Annotated in this window: 21 protein-coding genes and 1 pseudogene; 14 read left to right on the forward strand and 8 right to left on the reverse strand. The window is 71.5% G+C overall.

The annotated features are described in order from the left end of the window. Position 1 precedes the first annotated feature (1 nt). The 13 genes and pseudogenes from ACZ4VT_RS13970 to ACZ4VT_RS14030 all read left to right on the forward strand — a co-directional run bounded on the left by ACZ4VT_RS13970 (position 2) and on the right by ACZ4VT_RS14030 (position 14,079). Positions 2-1,288, forward strand: a complete 1,287-nt coding sequence (locus ACZ4VT_RS13970; RefSeq protein ID WP_467949325.1) for an ATP-grasp domain-containing protein — start codon at positions 2-4, stop codon at positions 1,286-1,288. Beyond that, the gene (locus ACZ4VT_RS13975) at positions 1,285-2,118 is read left to right on the forward strand and encodes a Rossmann-like domain-containing protein (RefSeq protein ID WP_467949327.1); all 834 of its coding nucleotides are present in this window, start codon (positions 1,285-1,287) and stop codon (positions 2,116-2,118) included. Before ACZ4VT_RS13970 ends, ACZ4VT_RS13975 begins: the two co-directional genes overlap by 4 nt. Then, entirely contained in the window at positions 2,115-3,236 is a 1,122-nt protein-coding gene (locus ACZ4VT_RS13980; protein ID WP_467949328.1) for a PLP-dependent cysteine synthase family protein, read from the forward strand. The genes ACZ4VT_RS13975 and ACZ4VT_RS13980 overlap by 4 nt, the downstream gene beginning before the upstream one ends. Continuing rightward, positions 3,233-4,291, forward strand: a complete 1,059-nt coding sequence (locus tag ACZ4VT_RS13985; RefSeq protein ID WP_467949329.1) for a dipeptide epimerase — start codon at positions 3,233-3,235, stop codon at positions 4,289-4,291. The genes ACZ4VT_RS13980 and ACZ4VT_RS13985 overlap by 4 nt, the downstream gene beginning before the upstream one ends. Further along, positions 4,288-5,562, forward strand: a complete 1,275-nt coding sequence (locus ACZ4VT_RS13990) for an MFS transporter (protein WP_467949330.1) — start codon at positions 4,288-4,290, stop codon at positions 5,560-5,562. The genes ACZ4VT_RS13985 and ACZ4VT_RS13990 overlap by 4 nt, the downstream gene beginning before the upstream one ends. Next, a complete protein-coding gene (locus ACZ4VT_RS13995; RefSeq protein ID WP_467949332.1) occupies positions 5,559-6,383 on the forward strand; it encodes a class I SAM-dependent methyltransferase in 825 nt (274 codons plus the stop codon). Before ACZ4VT_RS13990 ends, ACZ4VT_RS13995 begins: the two co-directional genes overlap by 4 nt. Further along, on the forward strand, positions 6,380-7,945 hold the full coding sequence (locus ACZ4VT_RS14000; protein ID WP_467949334.1) for an ABC transporter substrate-binding protein: 1,566 nt from the start codon (positions 6,380-6,382) through the stop codon (positions 7,943-7,945). The genes ACZ4VT_RS13995 and ACZ4VT_RS14000 overlap by 4 nt, the downstream gene beginning before the upstream one ends. Next, entirely contained in the window at positions 7,942-8,889 is a 948-nt protein-coding gene (locus ACZ4VT_RS14005) for an ABC transporter permease (protein ID WP_467949335.1), read from the forward strand. The genes ACZ4VT_RS14000 and ACZ4VT_RS14005 overlap by 4 nt, the downstream gene beginning before the upstream one ends. Continuing rightward, positions 8,886-9,695 (forward strand): ABC transporter permease, encoded by an 810-nt coding sequence (locus tag ACZ4VT_RS14010; protein ID WP_467949337.1) that lies wholly within the window; start codon positions 8,886-8,888, stop codon positions 9,693-9,695. Before ACZ4VT_RS14005 ends, ACZ4VT_RS14010 begins: the two co-directional genes overlap by 4 nt. Then, positions 9,692-11,200, forward strand: a complete 1,509-nt coding sequence (locus ACZ4VT_RS14015; protein WP_467949339.1) for an ABC transporter ATP-binding protein — start codon at positions 9,692-9,694, stop codon at positions 11,198-11,200. Before ACZ4VT_RS14010 ends, ACZ4VT_RS14015 begins: the two co-directional genes overlap by 4 nt. 87 nt (positions 11,201-11,287) lie before the next feature. After that, positions 11,288-11,503: pseudogene (locus ACZ4VT_RS14020) on the forward strand (metal ABC transporter permease); the annotation flags it as partial. Positions 11,504-11,548: 45 nt separating this feature from the next. Then, the gene (locus ACZ4VT_RS14025) at positions 11,549-11,848 is read left to right on the forward strand and encodes a DUF1490 family protein (RefSeq protein WP_467949340.1); all 300 of its coding nucleotides are present in this window, start codon (positions 11,549-11,551) and stop codon (positions 11,846-11,848) included. Positions 11,849-11,850: 2 nt separating this feature from the next. After that, positions 11,851-14,079 (forward strand): heavy metal translocating P-type ATPase, encoded by a 2,229-nt coding sequence (locus tag ACZ4VT_RS14030; RefSeq protein WP_467949342.1) that lies wholly within the window; start codon positions 11,851-11,853, stop codon positions 14,077-14,079. 33 nt (positions 14,080-14,112) lie between these two features. On the opposite strand, the gene rpsR is transcribed toward ACZ4VT_RS14030, so the two are convergent. From rpsR to rpmB, 8 genes are all read right to left on the reverse strand, one after another. After that, complete coding sequence (rpsR, locus tag ACZ4VT_RS14035; RefSeq protein WP_467949344.1) at positions 14,113-14,349, reverse strand: 30S ribosomal protein S18; 237 nt, start codon at positions 14,347-14,349, stop codon at positions 14,113-14,115. 54 nt (positions 14,350-14,403) lie between these two features. Further along, positions 14,404-15,516 carry a CobW family GTP-binding protein gene (locus tag ACZ4VT_RS14040; RefSeq protein ID WP_467949478.1) on the reverse strand — a complete coding sequence of 371 codons (1,113 nt, stop codon included), beginning with the start codon at positions 15,514-15,516 and terminating at the stop codon, positions 14,404-14,406. Between the two features lie 26 nt (positions 15,517-15,542). Continuing rightward, entirely contained in the window at positions 15,543-15,791 is a 249-nt protein-coding gene (locus ACZ4VT_RS14045; RefSeq protein WP_467949345.1) for a type B 50S ribosomal protein L31, read from the reverse strand. A gap of 30 nt (positions 15,792-15,821) precedes the next feature. After that, entirely contained in the window at positions 15,822-15,986 is a 165-nt protein-coding gene (gene rpmG / locus ACZ4VT_RS14050) for a 50S ribosomal protein L33 (protein ID WP_030162346.1), read from the reverse strand. A 144-nt stretch (positions 15,987-16,130) separates the two neighbouring features. Continuing rightward, positions 16,131-17,309 carry a GTP-binding protein gene (locus ACZ4VT_RS14055; RefSeq protein WP_467949347.1) on the reverse strand — a complete coding sequence of 393 codons (1,179 nt, stop codon included), beginning with the start codon at positions 17,307-17,309 and terminating at the stop codon, positions 16,131-16,133. A gap of 4 nt (positions 17,310-17,313) precedes the next feature. Then, the gene (gene rpmF, locus ACZ4VT_RS14060; RefSeq protein ID WP_467949348.1) at positions 17,314-17,484 is read right to left on the reverse strand and encodes a 50S ribosomal protein L32; all 171 of its coding nucleotides are present in this window, start codon (positions 17,482-17,484) and stop codon (positions 17,314-17,316) included. A gap of 252 nt (positions 17,485-17,736) precedes the next feature. Then, entirely contained in the window at positions 17,737-18,042 is a 306-nt protein-coding gene (gene rpsN, locus ACZ4VT_RS14065) for a 30S ribosomal protein S14 (protein WP_467949350.1), read from the reverse strand. Next, on the reverse strand, positions 18,042-18,278 hold the full coding sequence (gene rpmB, locus ACZ4VT_RS14070) for a 50S ribosomal protein L28 (RefSeq protein WP_467949352.1): 237 nt from the start codon (positions 18,276-18,278) through the stop codon (positions 18,042-18,044). Before rpmB ends, rpsN begins: the two co-directional genes overlap by 1 nt. 566 nt (positions 18,279-18,844) lie before the next feature. Between rpmB and ACZ4VT_RS14075 the strand changes: the two genes are divergently transcribed. After that, a complete protein-coding gene (locus tag ACZ4VT_RS14075; protein ID WP_467949354.1) occupies positions 18,845-19,606 on the forward strand; it encodes a maleylpyruvate isomerase family mycothiol-dependent enzyme in 762 nt (253 codons plus the stop codon). Positions 19,607-19,614: the final 8 nt, after the last annotated feature.

Below are 19,614 nucleotides of genomic sequence, written 5' to 3' on the forward strand. Positions count from 1 at the left end.
CTTGGCGCATCTGCTGGTTGTCGAGAGCTGGGTGGGGTCGATGAGCAGGCTGCTGCCCAGGGCGATCGGGGAAGGCGGGCACGAGTTCACCTTCGTCACCCGGGACCTGCACCACTACCTGCGCGGCGCCGGTTCCGACGGCACGCACCCGCTGCTGGCGGCGCGCAACATCATCACCGCGGACACCAACGACATGGCGGTGCTGCTGCCCCACCTGGACCGCCTCCACGCGGTGCTCGCCTTCGACGGGGTCGTCTCCTCCTGCGACTACTACCTGCCGGCCGTCGCCCGGATCGCCGAGCGGCTGGGCCTGCCGGGCCCGGCCGTCGAAGCCGTCGGAGGGGCGTGCCGCAAGGACGTGACCCGCCGGGCGCTGGCCGAGGCCGGCGTGCCGGGCCCCCGTTTCGCGCTCTGCGCGGACACGGGGCAGGCCGAGGCCGCCGCCCGGGAGATCGGCTATCCGCTGGTGGTCAAGCCCGTGGACCTGTGCGCCGGGATGCTGGTCCGCGAGGTCCGTGACGAGCGCGAACTGGATGCGGCCTGCCGGGCCCTGGCCGAGTTCCCGGTCAACGCGCGCGGGCAGGACCGGATGCCTATCGTCCTCCTGGAGGAGCTCCTCACCGGCCCAGAGGTCAGTGTCGAGACCGTCTCCTTCGGCGGCGTCACGCGCGTGGTCGGTGTCACGGACAAGAGCATCGGCGGGGCGCCCGCCTTCATCGAGACCGGTCACATGTTCCCGGCGGACATCGCACCGGAGTCGGAGCGGGAGGCGGTCGATACGGCCGTGGCTGCGATCAAGGCCCTCGGCCTGGAGCACGTCGTGTGCCATACCGAGATCAAACTGACGCCTGAGGGCCCCCGGGTGGTCGAGGTCAACCCCCGGCCCGCAGGCAACCGGATCACCGAACTCGTCCGGCACGTGACGGGCATCGACCTGGCCGCCGCCTGCGTGGACGTCGCCCTCGGCCGCACGCCCGACCTCACGCCGCGCGCGACCGGCGTGTACAGCGCCGCCATCGCCTTTCTGCTTCCCGACACCACCGGCACTCTCATCGGCATCGAGGGCGCCGCCGAGGTCCGGGCGCAGCCCGGGGTCCTGGAACTCACCCTTGCCGACCCGGGCCGTTCCGTTCGGGCCGCGACCAGCAACAACGAGTACCTCGGCCACATCATGACCGCCGACACCAAGGGCGGTGGGGCAAGGGAAACCGCCGAGCGGCTCCTCGCGCACCTGCGTCCCACTCTTGAAGAGCAGGGTGCCGCGTCGACGTCGGTGGTGCCGGCATGACCGCACCCACGCTGCACGAGCCCGCCGTACGCACCGTCGACCAGCTCGTCGAGGCGGTCCGGGCGGGGACGTACGGCCCCGATCCCGCCCGGGAGCGCATCGCGCTCGCCTTCACCACCGCCCAGGCGGTCCGCCACGTCGGCCGCGGCAGCGGATACCGCAACGAAGTTCTCAGCCTGCGCCTGGACGCGGCCGTCGGATCCTGCGCCGTTGAGCCGGGCGCCCTGCCTGCTGCGGCACTGGACGACTGCGTCGGCGCCTCGGTGGCCGAGCTCCTCGGCCACCCGATGCTCCCCGTACGAGTCGCCGCGCTCGACGCCTACCTGAGTCACGTCCGCCCCCACACTCCAGACCACGGCGCCCGCCCTTACGCCCTACCGGCCGGTGGTTCCCTGCACCGGTCCAGAGCCCGTGCACGCGCTGTGGTCGATCTGCTGCCCGCGACCGGGCTTCGCCGGGTCCTCGTCATCGGCGTCGTCAACTCCCTGCTGGAACAGCTCCGTGGGCGCGGCCTGGAATACGTGCCCTGCGACCTCAAGGGTGGCACCACCGAGTGGGACGAGTCCGTACGGACCGATGCCCTCGCGGAGCTGGAGCACTGCGATGCCGTCCTCGCCTCCGGCATGACCCTCGGGAACGGCACGTTCCAGCCGCTGCTCGACCATGCCGCAGCCACCGGTAAGCCCCTGGTGATGTTCGCGCAGACGGGCAGCGCGGTCCTCCCGCGCTTTCTGGGTGCCGGAGTCAGCGCCGTGTCGGCGGAGCCCTTTCCCTTCTTCTGGCTCGACGGCGGTCCGGGCGTCATCCATCGCTACGGAGGCACCCAGTGACCGTCGCACCCCTGCTGTACCGCCCGCTGGCCCACAGCACCAGCCCGGAGCTGCTGTCCCTGGTCGGCCGTACTCCGCTCGCGCGAATCCGTACGGAACTGCCGTACGCGCACCCGGGTTTCTGGGCCAAGCTCGAATGCCTCGGCGCCGGCGGAATGAAGGCGCGGTCCGCCGTGTCCATGCTGCGCGGTGCCCGACAGCGCGGCGAACTCCGCCCGGGCGCCACCGTGGTCGAATCCACGTCGGGGACCTTGGGGATCGGGCTCGCCTTTGCCGGACAGGCCCTCGGGCACCCGGTCGTCCTGGTCGGCGACCGCGAACTCGAACCGTCCATGCGGCAGTTGCTCCGCGCGTACGGCGCACACCTGGAGCTGGTGGAGCGGCCCGCCCCCGAGGGCGGCTGGCAGGCGGCCCGGATCGCCCGGCTGCGCGAGGTCCTGGCCCGGATCCCGGATGCCTACTGGCCCGACCAGTACAACAACCCCGACAACGCGGCGGGTTACCTCGCCATGGCCGCCGAACTCTGCGGGCAGCTGGACCACTTGGACGTCCTGGTGTGCAGCGTCGGTACCGGCGGCCACAGTGCCGGGCTGATCGGCCCGCTGCGCCGCCGCTGGCCGCGCCTGAAGGTGATCGGCGTCGACTCGGTCGGCTCCGCCATCTTCGGCCAGCCCGCCCGCCCGCGCCTGATGCGGGGGCTCGGCAGCAGCATCCATCCGCGCAACGTCGCCCACCACGCCTTCGACGAGGTGCACTGGGTGGGCCCGGCCGAAGCGGTCGACGCCTGCCGCAGGCTCGCCCGTACCAGCTTCGTCAGCGGCGGCTGGAGCACCGGAGCCGTCGCCCTCGTCTCCGCCTGGGCCGCCCGGGTGGAAGCGGGCGCGGTCGTCGCGACGGTCTTCCCCGACGGGCCGCACCGCTACCTCGGCACCGTCTACGACGACGACTTCTGCCACGCGCACGGCCTCGACCGGGCCGAACTCGCCCTGCGCCCGCTGGAGATCGCCCACCCGCACGCGACCGAGGCCGTCGGCTGGACCCGCTGCCGTACCGTCGTCGACCCGGCGGCAGCCACCTTGCCGCGGCTGCCCGCGCCCGCTCGGGGAGGCGCCGCATGAAGCTCACCTGGCACACCACGGGACTGGAACTGGCCGAGCCGCTGCGGATCTCCCGCTCGGTGATGGCCCGCCGCGACGCGGTCTGGGTCGCGATCGAGCACGGCGGCATGACCGGCTGGGGCGAGGTCGTCAGCAGCGACTATCTCGGCCTGCCCACCACCCGCATCGTCCGGCACCTCACCACGGCGTGCCCCGCCGTCGAACGCCTTCCCGACCCCGAGACCGCGTGGGGCGAACACCTGGCGGACGAACCGCCGGGCTTGCCGCAGCTGCCGGCCGGTGTGCTCGCCGGGCTGGAGGCGGCTCTGCTCGACCTGGTCGGCAAGCGGGCCGGCCAGCCCGCCTTCCAGCTGCTGGGTACGCACACTGCACCGGCCGCGCAGACCACCCGTACGATCGGCATCACCGCACCCGTACCGGCCGCCGCCCAGGCGGCCCGGCTCGCCATGGGCGGCTTCACCGCCCTCAAGGTCAAAGCGGGATCTCCCGATCCGGCACAGGACCTCGCGCGCGTGGAGGCCGTACGCACCGGAGCCCCCGAGGCGAGCCTGCTGCTCGACCCCAACGGGGCCTGGACGGAGCGCCAGGCCCTCGACCTGCTCCCGCGCTTCGCCGACCTCGGCGTCACCGCGGTGGAGCAGCCCATCGCACCGGGCAGGCCAGACGCGCTCGCCCGCGTGGCCAAGGAATCCCCGGTCCCCGTCATCGCCGACGAGGACGCCGTCTCCTACGAGGACGCCGTCGCGCTCGCCGGACTGGTCCACGGAGTGAACGTCAAGCTCGCCAAGTGCGGCGGCGTACGGGCCGCCCTGCGCATCCACGAGGCCCTGCGCGGCAGCGGCACCGACCTCATGCTCGGCTGCCTCACCGCCAGCTCCCTCGGCATCGCACCGGCCGTGCACCTCGCCGACCGGGCCCGCTGGGTCGACCTCGACGGACACCTGCTGCTCGCCGACGACCCCTGGACCGGCATCGGCGGCACCGACGGCACCGTACGGGCCGCCGACCGGGCCGGACTCGGCGTCAGACGTACTCACATGGCGGTCGTACGGTGAAGATCCTCAGCTCGCTGCGGGGCTTCCCGGTCGCCGTACGTCTCCTCCTGGTCAACCAGCTCGGCGTCAACACCGGCTTCTACCTGCTCATCCCGTACCTCGCCACCCATCTCACCGACGACCTGGGGCTTTCGGCCGTTGCCGTCGGCATCGTCCTCGGCCTACGCAATCTCAGCCAGCAGGGCCTGTTCCTGATCGGCGGCTCGGCCGCCGACCGGCTCGGCGCCCGCGGGGTGATCATCGCGGGCTGCGGGCTGCGCACGGTGGGTTTCGGCTTGTTCGCCCTCGGCGACGGCCTGCCGCTGCTGCTCGCCGCGTCCATACTCAGCGGGCTGGCGGGAGCCCTGTTCAACCCCGCCGTGCGCACCTACGTTGCCCAGGAGGCCGGCGAGCGCAAGGCCGAGGCGTTCGCGCTGTTCAACGTCTTCGCCACCATGGGGGCGCTGCTCGGCCCGCTGCTCGGCACCCTGCTGCTCCTCGTGGACTTCCGGGCCGCAGCCGTCACCGCAGCCGGGGTGTTCGCCGTCCTCACCCTCGCGCAGCTGCTGGTGCTGCCCGCCCGCGAGGTGCCGGCTCCCGACACCGGTGTCCTCGCCGACTGGCGCGAAGCGGCGGGCGACCGTCGGTTCCTGGCGTTCTCCCTCGCCATGGTGGGCATGTACGGCCTGCAGAACCAGTTGTATCTGCTGCTGCCCCGTGCGGCGACCGATGCCTCCGGCTGGGGCGGCTCGGTCGGACTGCTGTTCCTCGCCGGGACCGTCGCCAACCTGCTGTTCCAGCTGCGCATCACCCGCGCACTGAAAGCCCGGGGGAGCAGGGGGCGCTGGATCGCCATCGGCCTGGGCATCATGAGCCTGGGATTCCTGCCCCCGATGCTCGTGGCGGGCCCCGCCACCGCCCACCCCCTGCGCCTCCTGCCGGTGCTCGCCGGAGCCCTGCTGCTGCACCTCGGGGTGATGGTCGCCCAGCCATTCGTGATGGAGCTGATACCGGCCTTCGGCCGCGCGAACCTGACCGGCACGTTCTACGGCCTCTTCTACGCGGTCTCCGGAGTCGCGGCGGCTGCCGGCAGCGCGGCCATCGGCTGGTCCATGGACACGGCCGGCCACACCGGCCTTTCCTGGCTGCCGTACGCCTGCTGCCTCGCCCTCGGCCTGATCTCAGCCGCGGCCGTGGCGCACCTGCACCGAAGACGGGCCCTGCCCCGCGACCCGGCCCCGGAACCCCTGCCCCTTCGCGCGCCCGCGCGCCCCCGAAGCGAGACCCGATGACAGCGACCACCAGCGGCAACCTGCTCACCGACAACCCTGCGCTCTACGAGGAGCGCTTCCCCGACCCCGAACGGCTCGCCGCCCGCTGGACCGAAGACGTACTGGCCCGCCACGGGGCCGGTCCCCGCGTGCTCGATGTCGGGTGCGGCACCGGGCGGGACGCTGCCTGGCTGCACCACCACGCCGGCCGCGAGGTCACCGGCATCGACACCTCGCAGGCCATGCTGGCCCACGCGCGCACGCACCACCCCGGCCCCGGCTACCACCCGGCCGACATGCGCGACTTCGACCTAGGCGATGCGACGTTCGACGCGATCGTCTGCCTGGACAGTGCGCTCCTCTACTGCCACACCAATGAGGACCTCACCGCCTTCCTCGCCCGCTGCGCCGCCCACCTCGCCCCCGGCGGGCTCCTTGTTGCCGAAATGCGCAACGGGGCCTTCTTCCTCGGCAACACCGAACTCCTCGACGGCCCGCGCACCAACACCGTCGCCTGGCGTGGCAGCACGTACACGTCCCACACCACCCTGTGGATCGACCACGGCGCACAACTCCTGCGCCGCCGGAGAATCTGGACCGCCGACGACGGCTGCCCGCAGGAAGAGCAGCGCTCCGCCTGGAGGCTCCTCTTCCCGCAGGAACTCCGGTACTTCCTCACCACCGCCGGGTTCGAGGTCCTCGCACTGCACGACGGACCCGGCCCCCGCACCGAACCGCCGTGGAGCGAAGGCGAGGCCCCGCACGAGAGCACGAGTTCCGACCGCCTCCACCTCATCGCCCGGCTCACGCCCCACCCCAGCAACGGAGACACCCCCGCATGAACGACGCCCGTTCCAGCCTCGCCCGCAGAGGCTTCCTCATCGCCACGGGCGCCACCGCCCTCGCCTTCACCGCCGCCTGCGGCACGGGCGCCACCACCCCGGACGCCAAGAACGCCGCCGACGGAGCTCCCAAGCGGGGTGGCCGGCTACGCGCCGCCTTCGCCGGTGGCGGCGCCAACGAGACCCTCGACCCGCACGCCGCCAACCTGTTCGTCGACGCGGCCCGTGCCAAAGCACTGTTCGACAAGCTCGCCGACTTCGGTGCCGACCTCGCCGCCGTCCCCCGGCTCGCCGAGCGCTGGGAGCCCAACGACGCCCTCGACACCTGGAAGATCACCCTGCGCAAGGCCGTCTTCCACGACGGCCGACCTGTCACCGCGGAGGACGTCCTCTACAGCTACCGCAGGATCGCGGACCCCAAGGGCACGTTCCGGGCCAAGGCATCCCTGGAGCCGATCGACCTCGACGCCACGCGGGCGGTGGACGCCTCCACCGTCGAGTTCAAGCTCAAGCGCCCGTACGCAGAATTCCCCCACGTCCTTGCCGCGTTCGGCGCGTACATCGTGCCCAAGGACGCCACGTCCTTCGACAAGCCCATCGGCTCCGGACCGTTCGGCTTCGTCTCCTTCAAGCCGGGCAGCTCCCTCGTCGTCCAGCGCAACGACGCCTACTGGGAGGGTGCCCCGCACGTGGAGGAGCTCGAATTCGTCGTCGCCGGCGAGGAGTCGGCACGGGTCAGCGCTCTGCTCGGCGGTCAGGTCGAGTACGCCCACGAGCTGAATCCGGCCACCGCCCGCACCCACGAGGGCAAGGGCAAGGTCGACATCGTCCGCCTTCCGGGCAGCGCGATGCAAGGCTTCGTCATGAAGACCGACCGCGCGCCGTTCAACGATCCCCGGGTCCGACAGGCCTTCTTCCTCATCGCCGACCGCAAGGAACTCGTCGACGGCGCCCTCTCCGGCGCCGGCGAGGTCGGCAACGACCTCTTCGGCAAGGGCTACCAGTACTACCCCGCCGGCCTGCCGCAGCGCGCCCAGGACCTCGACCAGGCCCGCGCCCTCCTCAAGGAGGCCGGCGCCGAAGGGCTCAAGGTCACCCTCGACACCGCCCCCGCAGCCACGGGCTTCGTCGAGGCCGCCGGGATCTTCAAGGAGCAGGCGGCGAAGGCCGGGGTCACCGTGGAGATCAAGGTCGGCAACAAGGACACGTACTGGAAGGACATCCTGAACGCCGGCACCTTCGCCTCCTACCGCTCGGGCGCCATGCCGATCGAGTCCCACATCTCGCAGCGGCTGCTGACCGGCTCCACCACCAATGCCACCAAGTGGCAGCAGAAGGACTTCGACGACCTGTACCAGCAGGCGCAGTCCACTCGTGACGACAAGCAGCGCGCCGCACTGTACGAGCGGATGCAGCGCCGGCTGCACGAGGAGGGCGGCTTCCTGATCTGGGGCTTCGCCGACTGGATCATCGCCACCGCACCGAAGGTGCGCGGGGTGTCCAAGACGGCCCCCGCCAACACCCTCGACTGGGCCCGCTTCGACAAGATCTGGATCGCGTGACACCTCACCTGTCATGGATCGGCCGCCGCCTGCTCCTCGGCCTGGGGCAGACGGCGGCCGTCGTCCTGTTCGTCTTCGCCCTCACCGAGGCGCTGCCCGGTGACGCGGCCGTCGCCCTCGCCGGCGACCAGCCCGATCCCGCCCGCATCGCGCTCATCCGCGAGACGATGGGCCTGGACAGGCCCGCCCCCGAACGCTTCGCCGACTGGGCCGTCGGCCTCCTGCACGGCGACCTCGGCACCTCCCTGGTCAGTGGACGGCCCGTCACCGATTACCTGACCGACGGTCTCGGCCCCACCCTCCTCCTTGCCGGCGCCACCCTCGCGCTACTCGTCCCCCTCTCGGTCGCGCTCGGCGTCCTGGCCGCCCACCGCGAGGGCGGGCCGCTCGACCGAACCGTCAGCGCCCTGACCCTCGCCGTGCACGCCGTACCGGAATTCGCCGTCGGAGTCCTGCTCGCCACGCTCTTCGGACTGTGGCTGGCCTGGCTGCCGCCCACCGCCGTCGGCGCCGACCCGTTCACCGAGCCCGCCGTCCTGGTCCTGCCCGTCGTCGTCCTGCTGTCGCGGCCCGTGTGCACCATCAGCCGCCTCGTGCGCGCCGGGATGATCGACGCGATGGCATCGCCGTACGTCGCCCAGGCCCGCCGCTACGGGGTCTCCGGCGCCCGGATCACCTGGACCCACGCCCTGCCCAACGCACTCGCCCCCGCCACCCAGCAACTGGCCCGTACCTGCGACTGGCTCCTCAGCGGAGTGATCGTCGTGGAGGCCCTCTTCGTGATCCCGGGCCTCGGCACCGTACTCATCGAAGCCGTCGCGGCCCGAGACATCCCCGTCGTCCAGGGCATGGCCGTCGTCTTCGGCATCGTCACCGTCGCGGTCAACCTCGCCGCCGACCTGACAGCCCGCCGCTTCGCGCCCCGATCCGAGGTGGCGGCGTGAGGCAGACACCATCGAGGTTCCTCCTCGCCCTCGCGCTGATCGGACTCCCCATCCTCCTCGCCCTGGTGGGACCTCTTGTGGCGGGCCCGGCCGGCCCCCGCTCGGTCTCCTTCGCCTCCCCCGAAGGGCACTGGCTCGGCACCGACTTCAGCGGACGCGACGTAGGGCACCAGGTGCTCCTCGGCGGCCGCTCCGTCGTCCTCGTGGCGCTCGCCGCCACCGCCCTCGCCTACCTCGTCGCCGTCCCGCTGGGCCTTACCGCCGCCCTCACCCGCCGTACCTGGCTGGAGGAGGCACTGATGCGGCCCCTGGACGTGGTCATCGCGGTCCCCTCCCTCCTGCTGGTGCTGCTCGTCGCGTCCACCCTCACCCCGGGTCCCGCCGGACTGACCGTCCTGGTCGGGCTGGCCGCCGTGCCCGACGCCGCCCGGGTCGTGCACGCGGCGGCCGTCGAGATCTCTTCCCGGCCCGCCGTGGAAGCACTCCGGATGCAGGGCGAATCATGGTGGCGCACCGCCATCGGGTACGTGGCCCGCTCCATGCGCCGCACTCTGGCCGCCGACGCCGGGATCCGCCTCACCGGAGCCCTCTACCTGGTCGCGACCGCCGCCTTCCTCGGCGTGGGCGTCCAGCCGGACGCCGCCGACTGGGCGGTCATGGTCGACCGCAACCGCACCGGCCTCTTCCTGCAGCCCTGGGCGGTGGTCGTGCCCGCCCTGCTCATCGCGGCCCTTTCGATGGGCACCAACCTCCTGTTCGACGCCGCCCTCCAACGGCACACCCCCCGGAAGGGAGCGACGCGATGACCCTCGTCGCAGAGGTACGAAACCTGCGGGTCGACATCGGCGGACGCGCGATCGTGAACGGCGTGAGCCTCGCCGCGTGCGCGGGCAGGATCACCGCCGTCATCGGCCCGTCCGGCAGCGGCAAGACCACCACGGGGCTCGCCCTCCTGGGCGAGTACCCGGCCGGCGCCGTCGTCGAGGGGGAGGTGCACACACCCGCGGGCCCGGTTGGATACATCCCCCAGCACCCGGCGTCGGTCCTCAACCCCGCCCGTCGGGTGGGCGCGCTCCTCGCGGACATCGCCGCCCGACAGCGAGGAGACAGGCACGCGCGCAGGCGCCGCGTCGAAGAGGCCTTGCGCCTGGCTCAGCTCCCGGATCCAGAGGCCGTGCTGCGCCGCTTCCCCCACCAGCTCTCCGGCGGCCAGCAGCAGCGGATCGTGCTCGCTCAGGCACTGCTGCTGGGCGCCCGCGTCATCGTCGCCGACGAACCCACCACCGGGCAGGACGTCCTCACGAAACAGGGCATCGTCGCGGAGCTGGCGGCCGTGGCCGCTCAGGGAATCGCCGTCATCCTCCTCAGCCACGACCTGGACGTCGTACGGCAACTGGCCGACGAGGTCGTGGTGATGCGAAACGGGTGGGTCGTGGAGCGCGGACCCGCGTCGTCAGTCCTGGAGGCCCTCACACGAGAGAAGCCGGGCGCTGCGCGAGCGCCCCGCCCGCGAGGGACGGTGCGTGTGGAGACGCGGAATCTGACCGCACGGCACCGCACCACGCGCGGGGTATCCGAGGTGCTGAGCGACATCGGAGTCTCGGTCGCGGCGGGGGAGTGCTTGGCGCTCGTCGGTCGCTCCGGCAGCGGCAAGACCACCCTGGGACGCTGCCTGGCCGGGCTACACCGCGCGTACGAGGGCACGGTCCTGCTCAACGGGATGCCGCTGCCGCGCAGCCTGCGCTCCCGCAGCAGCGCCGAACTGGCCGCCGTGCAATACGTCTTCCAGGACGCGAAGGCCGCCTTCGACGAACACCGGCCGGTCCTCGACCAGGTCGCCCGCAGCTCCGTACGGCTCCAAGGCGCCACCCCGGCAGAAGCGCGCCGTACGGCCGTGAGCACCCTCGGCGAGTTCGGCCTGAGCGAAAGGCTTGCCGGGCGCCGCCCCGGCGAGCTCTCCGGCGGCGAACTCCAACGGGCGGCGCTGGCCCGGGCCCTGCTGGCCGGGCCCAGCGTCCTGATCTGCGACGAGATCACCTCCGGCCTCGACGCGAAGACGCGGACCACGATCCTCGACGCCCTCGCTCGGCTCAGGGAACACAGCGAACTCAGCCTGGTGTTCATCACCCACGACCTCGCGGCCGCCGGAGCCCTCGCGGACCGGATCGCGGTCCTGGACGCAGGGCGCATCGTCGAGGCCGGCCCGGCCCGTCAGCTGATCGAGCGGCCGCAGCAGGCGATCACCAACGAGCTGCTGTCCGCCTCGCTGACAGCGCTGACAGCGCTGACAGGCCACGCGCCGGAGTGCTGAGGGCGCGGTGCCGGGTCGGTAAGTAGAGGGCCGGGTCAAACGGGGAGATAGTGGAAGTGATGACCGTTTCGGTTTCTCACCGGCAGGCTGCCGGTGTTGAGCGTCGCCTTCGCGCTCGTGGCGATGGAGGGGGGCATCCTGCTCGCCCTCGGCAGCACCATCCCGATCAGCCCGTACGTCACGACCACCTCGTTCCGGATCTACCTGGTGTGCCGACTGGCCGGCGGTCGGCGGCGCACCGCCCCGGGGGTCAAGGCGGCCCGGGCTCGGCTCGACCCGGTGGGCGCGGCGGGTCCACACTGAGGAGGAGGCCGTCGCGCCGTCCGGCGTGTACGGAAGGAGCTGCGCATGCACCCCCTCGCGATAGCCGGTGCGGCAGCCGGCAAGCTGGCCCATTACGCGATATCCGGCGTGGTGGGCGGACTGATCATCAAGAACGCACCCGCTGCGGCACCGGCCGCCCGCAAAGCGCTCGTCAGCGGTATCGCGGGCGGGATCGTGGCAGGCAGATGGCTGTCTTCGGCAGCCGAGGAGGCCCGGCTCAAGGCCGGTGACATGCTCGCCGAGGCCCGTACGACGCTCGGCGAAGAGGTACCCCCGCCGTCCGCGGTCAACGTCAATCACGACGATCACGGACACGAGCACTGATCATGTCGACCGTCCTGGTCCGCTCGGTGGCCGCGGGGCGCGTCCGACTGTCGGTGCCCTGGCTGAGAGCACGGCCCGGCTGTGCCGGCCTCGTCGACGACCGGCTGACCGGCATCAGCGGCTTCCGCGCGCTGCGGATCTTCCCGCGTACCGGCAGCGTCGTGATCTGGATGGCCCCCGACCACTTGAACGTCGAACAGCTCATCGATGCCCTCGAAGAGTCCCCGCCCGCCGCCGTGGTCGCGGCCAAGCCTTCCCGGTCCCTGCCCGACACCTCCACCGGAGAGGTGGCCCGGCTCGTGATCGGCGGAGCGGTCCTGGCCTTCGTGGCGCTGCGGCGCCTGCTGGGCAGGCCCCGGATCTCCTTCGGATCCTCCGGGCTGCTCGGCGTGGTGACCGTCTTCACCGGTCTGCCGTTCTTCCGGGGAGCCTTGAGCACACTGCGCGGCCGCAGCAGTCCCGGTACGGACACACTCGTCACGGCGGCGACTGTCATCTCCCTCGTACTCCGGGAGAACGTGGTCGCCCTCACCGTCCTGTGGCTGCTGAACATCGGCGAGTTCCTCCAGACCCTCACCCTGCGCCGCACCCGCCGCGCCATCGAGGAACTGCTCACCATCGGTGACGAGCGGGTCTGGCTGGTACGCGAAGGAGTCGAGCTCGAAGTCGAACTGGAGACCGTGGAGCCCGGCGACACCGTTGCCGTGTACGAACACCACCGCATCCCCGTCGACGGGCACGTGGTCACCGGCGAGGCCCTGGTGGACCAGGCAGCCGTCACCGGTGAGGCGCTGCCCGTCTACGCCCGGGAAGGCGCCCACGTCTACGCCGGCACCATCGTCACCTCCGGCTCGCTCACCATCCGCGCGGACTTCGTCGGCCGGGACACCACGGTCGGCAGGATCATCAGCCGGGTCGAGGAGGCCCAGTCGGACCGGGCTCCCATCCAGACCGTGGCCACCCGCTTCACCCAGCGCTTCGTCCCGGTCTCCTTCGCCCTGGCCGCGCTCACCTACGTCGTCACCCGTGACGCACGGCGCGCGATGACCATGCTGCTCATCGCCTGCCCCTGCGCGGCCGGGCTGGCCACGCCGACCGCCATCAGCGCGGCCATCGGCAACGGCGCCCGGCGCGGCACCCTCATCAAGGGCGGCACGCACCTGGAGGGCATCGGCCGGGTCACCGCGGTCGTCTTCGACAAGACGGGCACCCTCACCTTCGGCAAGCCGCTGGTCACGAGCGTGGTGACCCTCAGCGAGGACGTCACCGCCGACGAGGTGCTGAGCCTGGCGGCCTCCGGCGAACTGCACGCACGCCACCCGCTCGCCCAGGCCATCGTCGCGCGCACCGAGGAACAGCACCTCCACGTGCCGATCCACCAGGCGTGCGAGGTCGTCCTCGGCATGGGCATGAGGGCCGAACTCGACGGCACCCGCCTCCTCGTCGGCAGCCCCGCCCTCCTGCGCCGGCACGGAGTCGACCTCACCGACGATGCCCAGAGCTGGACGGACCGGCTGCGCGCGGGCGGTGAGACGGTCATCTGCCTCGCCCACGACGAGGACCTGATCGGGATGCTCGGCGTCTCCGACGCCGTACGGGCCGGCGCCGAAACCGTCGTGCAGCAGCTGCGCGACCTCGGGGTATCCCGCCTGATCCTGCTCACCGGCGACGCGCCGGAGACCGCGCAGGTCGTCGCCGACACCCTCGGGATCACCGAAGTCCACGCCCACGCGCTCCCGGAAGCCAAACTCCAGCTGATCCGGGACCTCCAGGCGGAAGGCCACACCGTCGCGATGGTCGGTGACGGCACCAACGACGCCCCGGCCCTGGCGCTCGCCGACGTCGGCATCACCATGGGCGAGCACTCCTCCCATGTGGCCCTGGAGACCGCCGACATCGCCCTGGCGGGCAACGACCTGCGCCAGGTCGCGGCCGTCGTGGAACTGAGCCGTCACACCCTGCGTGTCGTCCGGCAGAACTACGGGCTCGCGATCGGCGTGAACCTGCTGGGCCTCGTCGCGGGCGCCGGTGGTTCCATGAATCCCGTTCTCGCGGCCCTGCTGCACAACACGAGCAGCATCGCCGTGGTCGGCAACTCGGCACGCCTGGTCAACCACACTCCGCACCTGCCCCGCGTGGGCGACGACGTCCTGCGGCGGGCCCCGCTGGAGGAGCGCCGCGTGGCACACCGCGATCCGTCGCGGCGAATCGACGACGAGCCCGAGCAGTAGCCGCGCCGGTTCCTTCAGAGCACGGGCTGTCCGCTATCGGGCGGCGTACGGGAGCAAGGCCATCTCGCGTGCGTTCTTGATGGCCAGGGCGAGTTGGCGCTGCTGCTGGGCGGTGACGCGGGTGACGCGGCGGCTGCGGATCTTGCCCCGGTCGGAGATGAACTTGCGGAGCAGGTCGGTGTCCTTGTAGTCGATGTACGTGATTCCTGCCGTGTCCAGCGGGTTGGGTCGGGACTTCAGCGGCTTGCTGGGGTTGGGGCGGCGGGCCATGCGTATTCCTCGGGGTGCAGGTGTCAGGGGTGTCGGGTCAGCGGGTCGGGCGGGTCAGGAGACGGAGTCGAGCAACGGGCCGAAGGCGGCGGGGAGCTCCTTCCACGCCTCCCGTCCGGCCGTGTACTCGGCCTCGGTCAGGAGGCAGGAGTCCAGGAGCTGTTCGATCCCGTCGCGGTCGAGGCCGGGCGAGGTGAACACCAGGTGCTGGCAGCAGTCGCCGTGCTCGGGGTCCCAGTCGAGGGCGGCCGCGGCCTGACGCATGGCGGGGACCAGGTCCCAGGCGGCGTCGGGGAGCGAGGCCAGCCAGGGGCCGGCGCTCTCCACGCACAGCGCGCCGCCCGCGGCGTCCCAGGCGAGCAGGGTGTCGGGACGGTCGGCCAGCCAGAACCGGCCGCGGCTGCGGGCCGCGGCGCAGCACAGGTCCTCCAGGGCCTCGTAGAGCCGCTCGGGGTGGAACGGCCGGCGGCGCCGCCAGACCAGCGTGGCGACTCCGGCCTCGTCGGCATCCTGGGGGAGGAGCGCGCAGGCGGGATGCTGGGCGGCGGCAGCCGTCTCCACATCGAAACCGGCGAACACCAAGCGGGTGAGTTCGCTGGAGCCGGTGGGCACCCGGCGGGCCGTCGGGTGCAGTTGGGCGAGCAGGGCGCGGTCCTCGTCGTCGGCCTCCTCGCTGTCGGCGATCGCGAGGACCGGCGCGTATTCGAGCTGACGGGCCCACGTGTCCCCGACGGTCCGCTGGTCGGTGGCCGCCGCGGCGAGCCCGGCCTCGCTGAGGTCGTCCCCGTTGCCGAGACAGGGCAACGCGAGCGCGGGGTCGACTGCGGTGATCACATTGGTGAGTTCCAGTACGTCACCGGCGTGAGCGGCCACGACCTCGGCCATCGCCCTGGGCTCGACCGAGTCCCAGAGTTCCACGACGGCCAGGCGGGTCAGTCCGCCGGCGGCCAGCCGCTCCAGCTCGGGTACGAGGTCCTCGCGCAGTGCGCAGCAGGCGCAGTCGTTGACCAGCGGAGTCTCGTCGGCGGATATCGCACCCCCGGAATCGCGCAGTGTGCGAAGGACGTTGCCGTCGGCTGCCGAGGACAGATCGTGGTGCAGGGCGATGCTTCCCGGCACGGCGCGCAGCAGGTGCTCGACGGTCTCCTTGCGCGCGTCGGCGTGCATTCCGCCGACGATCACGACGGGGAGGGTCACTTACTCCCCCCGTAGCGGCGCTCGAAGCGTTCGACGCGGCCGGCGGTGTCCAGGACGCGTGCGGTGCCGGTGTGGAAGGGGTGGCTCTGCGAGGAGATCTCGACGTCGATGACCGGGTAGGTGTGGCCGTCCTCCCACTCGACCGTCTTCTCGCTGGTGGCGGTCGAGCGTGTGAGGAACGCGAAGTCGGCGGCCTTGTCGCGGAAGACGACGGGCCCGTAGGCGGGGTGGATTCCAGGCTTCATGGGGTTGCTCTTTCTGCAGGGCGGGAGCGGTCAGCGCTCTTCGCGGAAGTCGACGTGCCGGCGGACGACCGGGTCGAACTTGCGCAGCACCATGCGGTCCGGGTCGTTACGCCGGTTCTTGCGGGTGACGTACGTGTAGCCGGTGCCGGCGGTGGAGCGGAGCTTGACGATCGGACGTACTTCGTTGCGTGCCATGGCAGCAGTATACGGGAATGGGAATCATTTTCAATAACTGGTCGGGCTCTCCCCTGGAGGAGCGCCGGACCTCACCGGCGATGTGTCCCTTGGGGGACCGGGCCGGACGGTGCCGTGGCTGCGACCACCGTCCGGCCCGGAGTTTCAGGCCGCTTGAGGGGCGGCGGGTTCGTGCTCGCAGGCGTCGTCGATCCCGTACGTCTCCCAGTCCGGGAAGTCGTCCACGGCGGGCACGGCTTCGCCCGGGCCGAGCAGGCAGGCTTCGAGGGCCGCCCGCAGTGCGTCGGCGCGCAGGCCCGTGCCGATGAAGACGAGTTCCTGGCCCTGCGTGGCGTCCGGTCCGCGGGCGCCCGAGGGCTCGAAGCGGGCCACCGCGCCGGCCTGGGACCAGAGGCCGGTCACGCGGGGGCGGCTGGCCAGCCAGAAGAAGCCCTTGGAGCGCAGGATCTGCCCGAACGTCCCGCTGTCGAGCCCCTTGGTGACGAAGTTCCAGAGCCGGCCGGGGTGGAACGGCAGGTCCGAGCGGAACACGAGCGAGGAGATCCCGTACTCCTCGGTCTCCGGCACGTGGTCGCCGTTGAGCTCCTTGACCCAGCCCGGGGCCTGCTGGGCCCGCTCGACGTCGAACAGGCCCGTACCCAGCACCTGCTCAAGAGCCACCTGCCCGCGGACGGCGGGGACGATCCTCGCCTCAGGGTTGAGCCGCGAGAGCGTCGCGCGGAGCCGGGCGACCTCCGTCGGCCCGACCAGGTCGAGCTTGTTGAGGACGATGACGTCCGCGAACTCGATCTGGTCCATGAGGAGGTCGCTGACGGTGCGCTCGTCGTCCTCGTACTGGTCGAGTCCGCGAGCGGTGAGCTCATCGCCGCCGGCGAGTTCGGGCAGGAAGTTCGCGGCGTCCACGACGGTGACCATGGTGTCGAGACGGGCGAGGTCGCCCAGGGTGGCGCCGTCGTCGCGGGGGAACGAGAACGTGGCCGCCACGGGCATCGGCTCGGAAATGCCGCTGGACTCGATGAGGAGGTAGTCGAAGCGCCCCTCGCGGGCCAGCCGGTCGACCTCCTCCAGCAGGTCGTCGCGCAGGGTGCAGCAGATGCACCCGTTGGTCATCTCGACCAGCCGCTCCTCGGTGCGCGACAGCGCGGCCTGTCCGCCGCGGACGAGGGCGGCGTCGATGTTGACCTCGCTCATGTCGTTGACGATGACCGCGACGCGCAGGCCCTCGCGGTTGCCGAGGACGTGGTTGAGCAGGGTGGTCTTGCCGGCTCCGAGGAACCCGGACAGAACGGTGACGGGGAGCGGGATGTTCGTCGGGCGTGCCATCGGCTCAGCCTTCGGGGTGCAGCAGGCCGCGTTCGTACGCCTTCACCAGTCGCTGCGGGACCTGGTACACGGAGCCGTCGACCGTGATGGGGACGAGCTGCGGGGTCGTGGCCTTCCACCGGGCCCGGCGGTGGCGGGTGTTGCTGCGGGACATCTTCCGCTTGGGGACGGCCATCGGGATCTCCTGAGGTGTCGAGGTGTTCGGCGCGAGCCTATATGAAAACGACGACCATTTTCAATTGACGTTCTTACTCCGCCTCCCCTGATCTCGGCTTGCCGCAGTCGCACCGGCCAGTGGTGCGCTCTTCGTTGAAGTGGGAGGCCCGGGCGGAGTGGTCCGCTCGGTGGATCGTGGATCGCGGCCGACGCACCCCACCGGATCCCTGTGGTGGGGTGCTGGCCGCAGCGGAGTGTCATCCGGGTGGGATCACCAGGAGGACTTGGTTACGCCGGGGAGGAAGCCGGCATGCGCCTGCTGGCGGGTGCGTACGCGGGAGAGTCCGAACTTGCGCAAGTAGCCGCGGGGGCGGCCGTCGACGCTGTCGCGATTGCGCACGCGGGTTGCGCTGGCGTTGCGCGGCTGTCGGCGCAGTTGCGCCAGTGCGGTCCGGCGCTCGTCCTCGGTGGACGAAGGGCGGCGGATGATCTCCTTCAGTTCGGCCCGCCGCGCGGCGTGGCGCTCGACGACCTCCTTGCGCTTCTCGTTCCGCGCGATCTTGCTCTTCTTCGCCATCAGACCTTCACTCCTCGCGCCCGGATCCGGGCCACGGCGGCCTCGATGCCGATGGCGTCCACCGTCTTGATCGCCTTGGCGCTCAGGGTCAGGCGGACGTTGCGGCCCTCGCTGGGCAGCCAGTAGCGCTTGCTCTGGATGTTCGGGTCGAAGCGGCGTGACGTGCGCCGGTGCGAGTGGGAGATGTTGTTGCCGAACCCGGGCTTGGAGCCTGTCAGTTGACAGTGGGCGGACATGGGTGATTCCTGCCTCTCTCTAGGCGTATTTATTGGTAATGGAAACCATATCCATATACTAGCCTCCTCGTCTGCGAGGTCTCCGCCCGACCGCCGGCTTGGTCCACCACGGGAGCCGACTCCACCGGCGTCGACCACAGGAAGCGTCGAAGCGCCCGCGCGATCGTGGACGTGGCGGGCCCTCCGGCGAGGCTCGCGCTGCGTCGGTGATGACGTGGTGCTTCGAGCCGGGCCGGGCACGGTCGATCGGGCTCGGCCCGGTTTTGGGCCGCCCCGACGGGCCTGGTGGTGGGAGCCGTCGATCACCGTCCGGGGCCAGTCCAGCTTCCCGGCACGGTGCGGCTCGGTCAGCGGCGCCTGGTGCAGCCGGTCCCGCACCCCGGCCTCGTGCCAGTCCCCCAGCCGGCACCAGGATGTCATCCCGGACCCGAAGTGACTCGGTCAACGAGCTGGCCAGGAAGGGGATATGGCTACGACCAGGCTTTCGATGAGGTGCCCTTACTCCCGTAGCTGACGGCCTGCAAAATAGGGTGCGGTCGGCTGAACTGGGGTGATAGGTAAGCGATGTGACAGAGAGTCTTGAGTTTTCCGCCCTGCTGCAACTGATCGACGAGCGGTCGGCCGCGTTCCGGAGTGCGGTTGCCGCCGCGCCCGGCCTTGAGGCGCCGGTGCCGTCCTGCCCCGAGTGGACGTTGTTCGATCTGGTGCAGCACCTGGGTACGGGCCAGCGCTGGTGGGCCGCAATCGTCGCCGAGGGCCCGGCCGAGGCTCCGCCGGCCAAGGATGTCGCGGCGGTGCCGCGCGAGCTGGAGGCGCTGCTGGCCTGGTACGCCGAGTCGAACGAGCTGCTGCTGAGTGCGCTGCGCGGGGCCGGCCCGGAGCGCGGGTGCTGGACGTGGTGGGGCGCCGGCGTATCGCCGACGAATGCCTGGGGCGTTGCCCGGCGCCGGGTGCACGAGGTGCTGGTGCACACCTACGACGCCCAGCTCGCCGCAGGCGCCGTGCAGCCGATGCCGGTGGACGTAGCGATCGACGGCGTGGCCGAGTTTCTCGACACCTGCAACTCCACCCCGGCGGCCTGGCCGCACGAGGCCGCCACCATCCACTACCACGCCACCGAGGGCCGCTCCTGGCTCCTCGCGTTGGACGGCACCGGTGCCTGGCCCGCACCCCTCACGGACGACGCCGTGCCCGCCTCCGCTGCGGCCACGGGCACGGCGGAGCAGCTGCTCCTCTTCGTCTGGGGCCGCCTCACGCTGAGCGACCTGAAGATCGAGGGCGACCAGCAGGTGTTCGAGCAGCTGATCGCCTGGGAGCCCGAGGAGTAGCCAGTCAT

It is taken from the genome of Streptomyces sp. NPDC029164 (genome assembly GCF_055563995.1).

What these genes read in the sequence shown, in the direction of transcription:
- ACZ4VT_RS14030 (WP_467949342.1), top strand. Translation starts at nt 11,851, where the DNA reads ATGTCGACCGTCCTGGTCCGCTCGGTGGCCGCGGGGCGCGTCCGACTG.
- ACZ4VT_RS14015 (WP_467949339.1), top strand. Translation starts at nt 9,692, where the DNA reads ATGACCCTCGTCGCAGAGGTACGAAACCTGCGGGTCGACATCGGCGGA.
- ACZ4VT_RS14025 (WP_467949340.1), top strand. Translation starts at nt 11,549, where the DNA reads ATGCACCCCCTCGCGATAGCCGGTGCGGCAGCCGGCAAGCTGGCCCAT.
- rpsR (WP_467949344.1), bottom strand. Translation starts at nt 14,349, where the DNA reads ATGGCCCGCCGCCCCAACCCCAGCAAGCCGCTGAAGTCCCGACCCAAC.
- rpmG (WP_030162346.1), bottom strand. Translation starts at nt 15,986, where the DNA reads ATGGCACGCAACGAAGTACGTCCGATCGTCAAGCTCCGCTCCACCGCC.
- ACZ4VT_RS14000 (WP_467949334.1), top strand. Translation starts at nt 6,380, where the DNA reads ATGAACGACGCCCGTTCCAGCCTCGCCCGCAGAGGCTTCCTCATCGCC.
- ACZ4VT_RS13995 (WP_467949332.1), top strand. Translation starts at nt 5,559, where the DNA reads ATGACAGCGACCACCAGCGGCAACCTGCTCACCGACAACCCTGCGCTC.
- rpmB (WP_467949352.1), bottom strand. Translation starts at nt 18,278, where the DNA reads ATGTCCGCCCACTGTCAACTGACAGGCTCCAAGCCCGGGTTCGGCAAC.
- ACZ4VT_RS14045 (WP_467949345.1), bottom strand. Translation starts at nt 15,791, where the DNA reads ATGAAGCCTGGAATCCACCCCGCCTACGGGCCCGTCGTCTTCCGCGAC.
- rpmF (WP_467949348.1), bottom strand. Translation starts at nt 17,484, where the DNA reads ATGGCCGTCCCCAAGCGGAAGATGTCCCGCAGCAACACCCGCCACCGC.
- rpsN (WP_467949350.1), bottom strand. Translation starts at nt 18,042, where the DNA reads ATGGCGAAGAAGAGCAAGATCGCGCGGAACGAGAAGCGCAAGGAGGTC.
- ACZ4VT_RS14040 (WP_467949478.1), bottom strand. Translation starts at nt 15,516, where the DNA reads ATGCACGCCGACGCGCGCAAGGAGACCGTCGAGCACCTGCTGCGCGCC.
- ACZ4VT_RS14055 (WP_467949347.1), bottom strand. Translation starts at nt 17,309, where the DNA reads ATGGCACGCCCGACGAACATCCCGCTCCCCGTCACCGTTCTGTCCGGG.
- ACZ4VT_RS13985 (WP_467949329.1), top strand. Translation starts at nt 3,233, where the DNA reads ATGAAGCTCACCTGGCACACCACGGGACTGGAACTGGCCGAGCCGCTG.
- ACZ4VT_RS13975 (WP_467949327.1), top strand. Translation starts at nt 1,285, where the DNA reads ATGACCGCACCCACGCTGCACGAGCCCGCCGTACGCACCGTCGACCAG.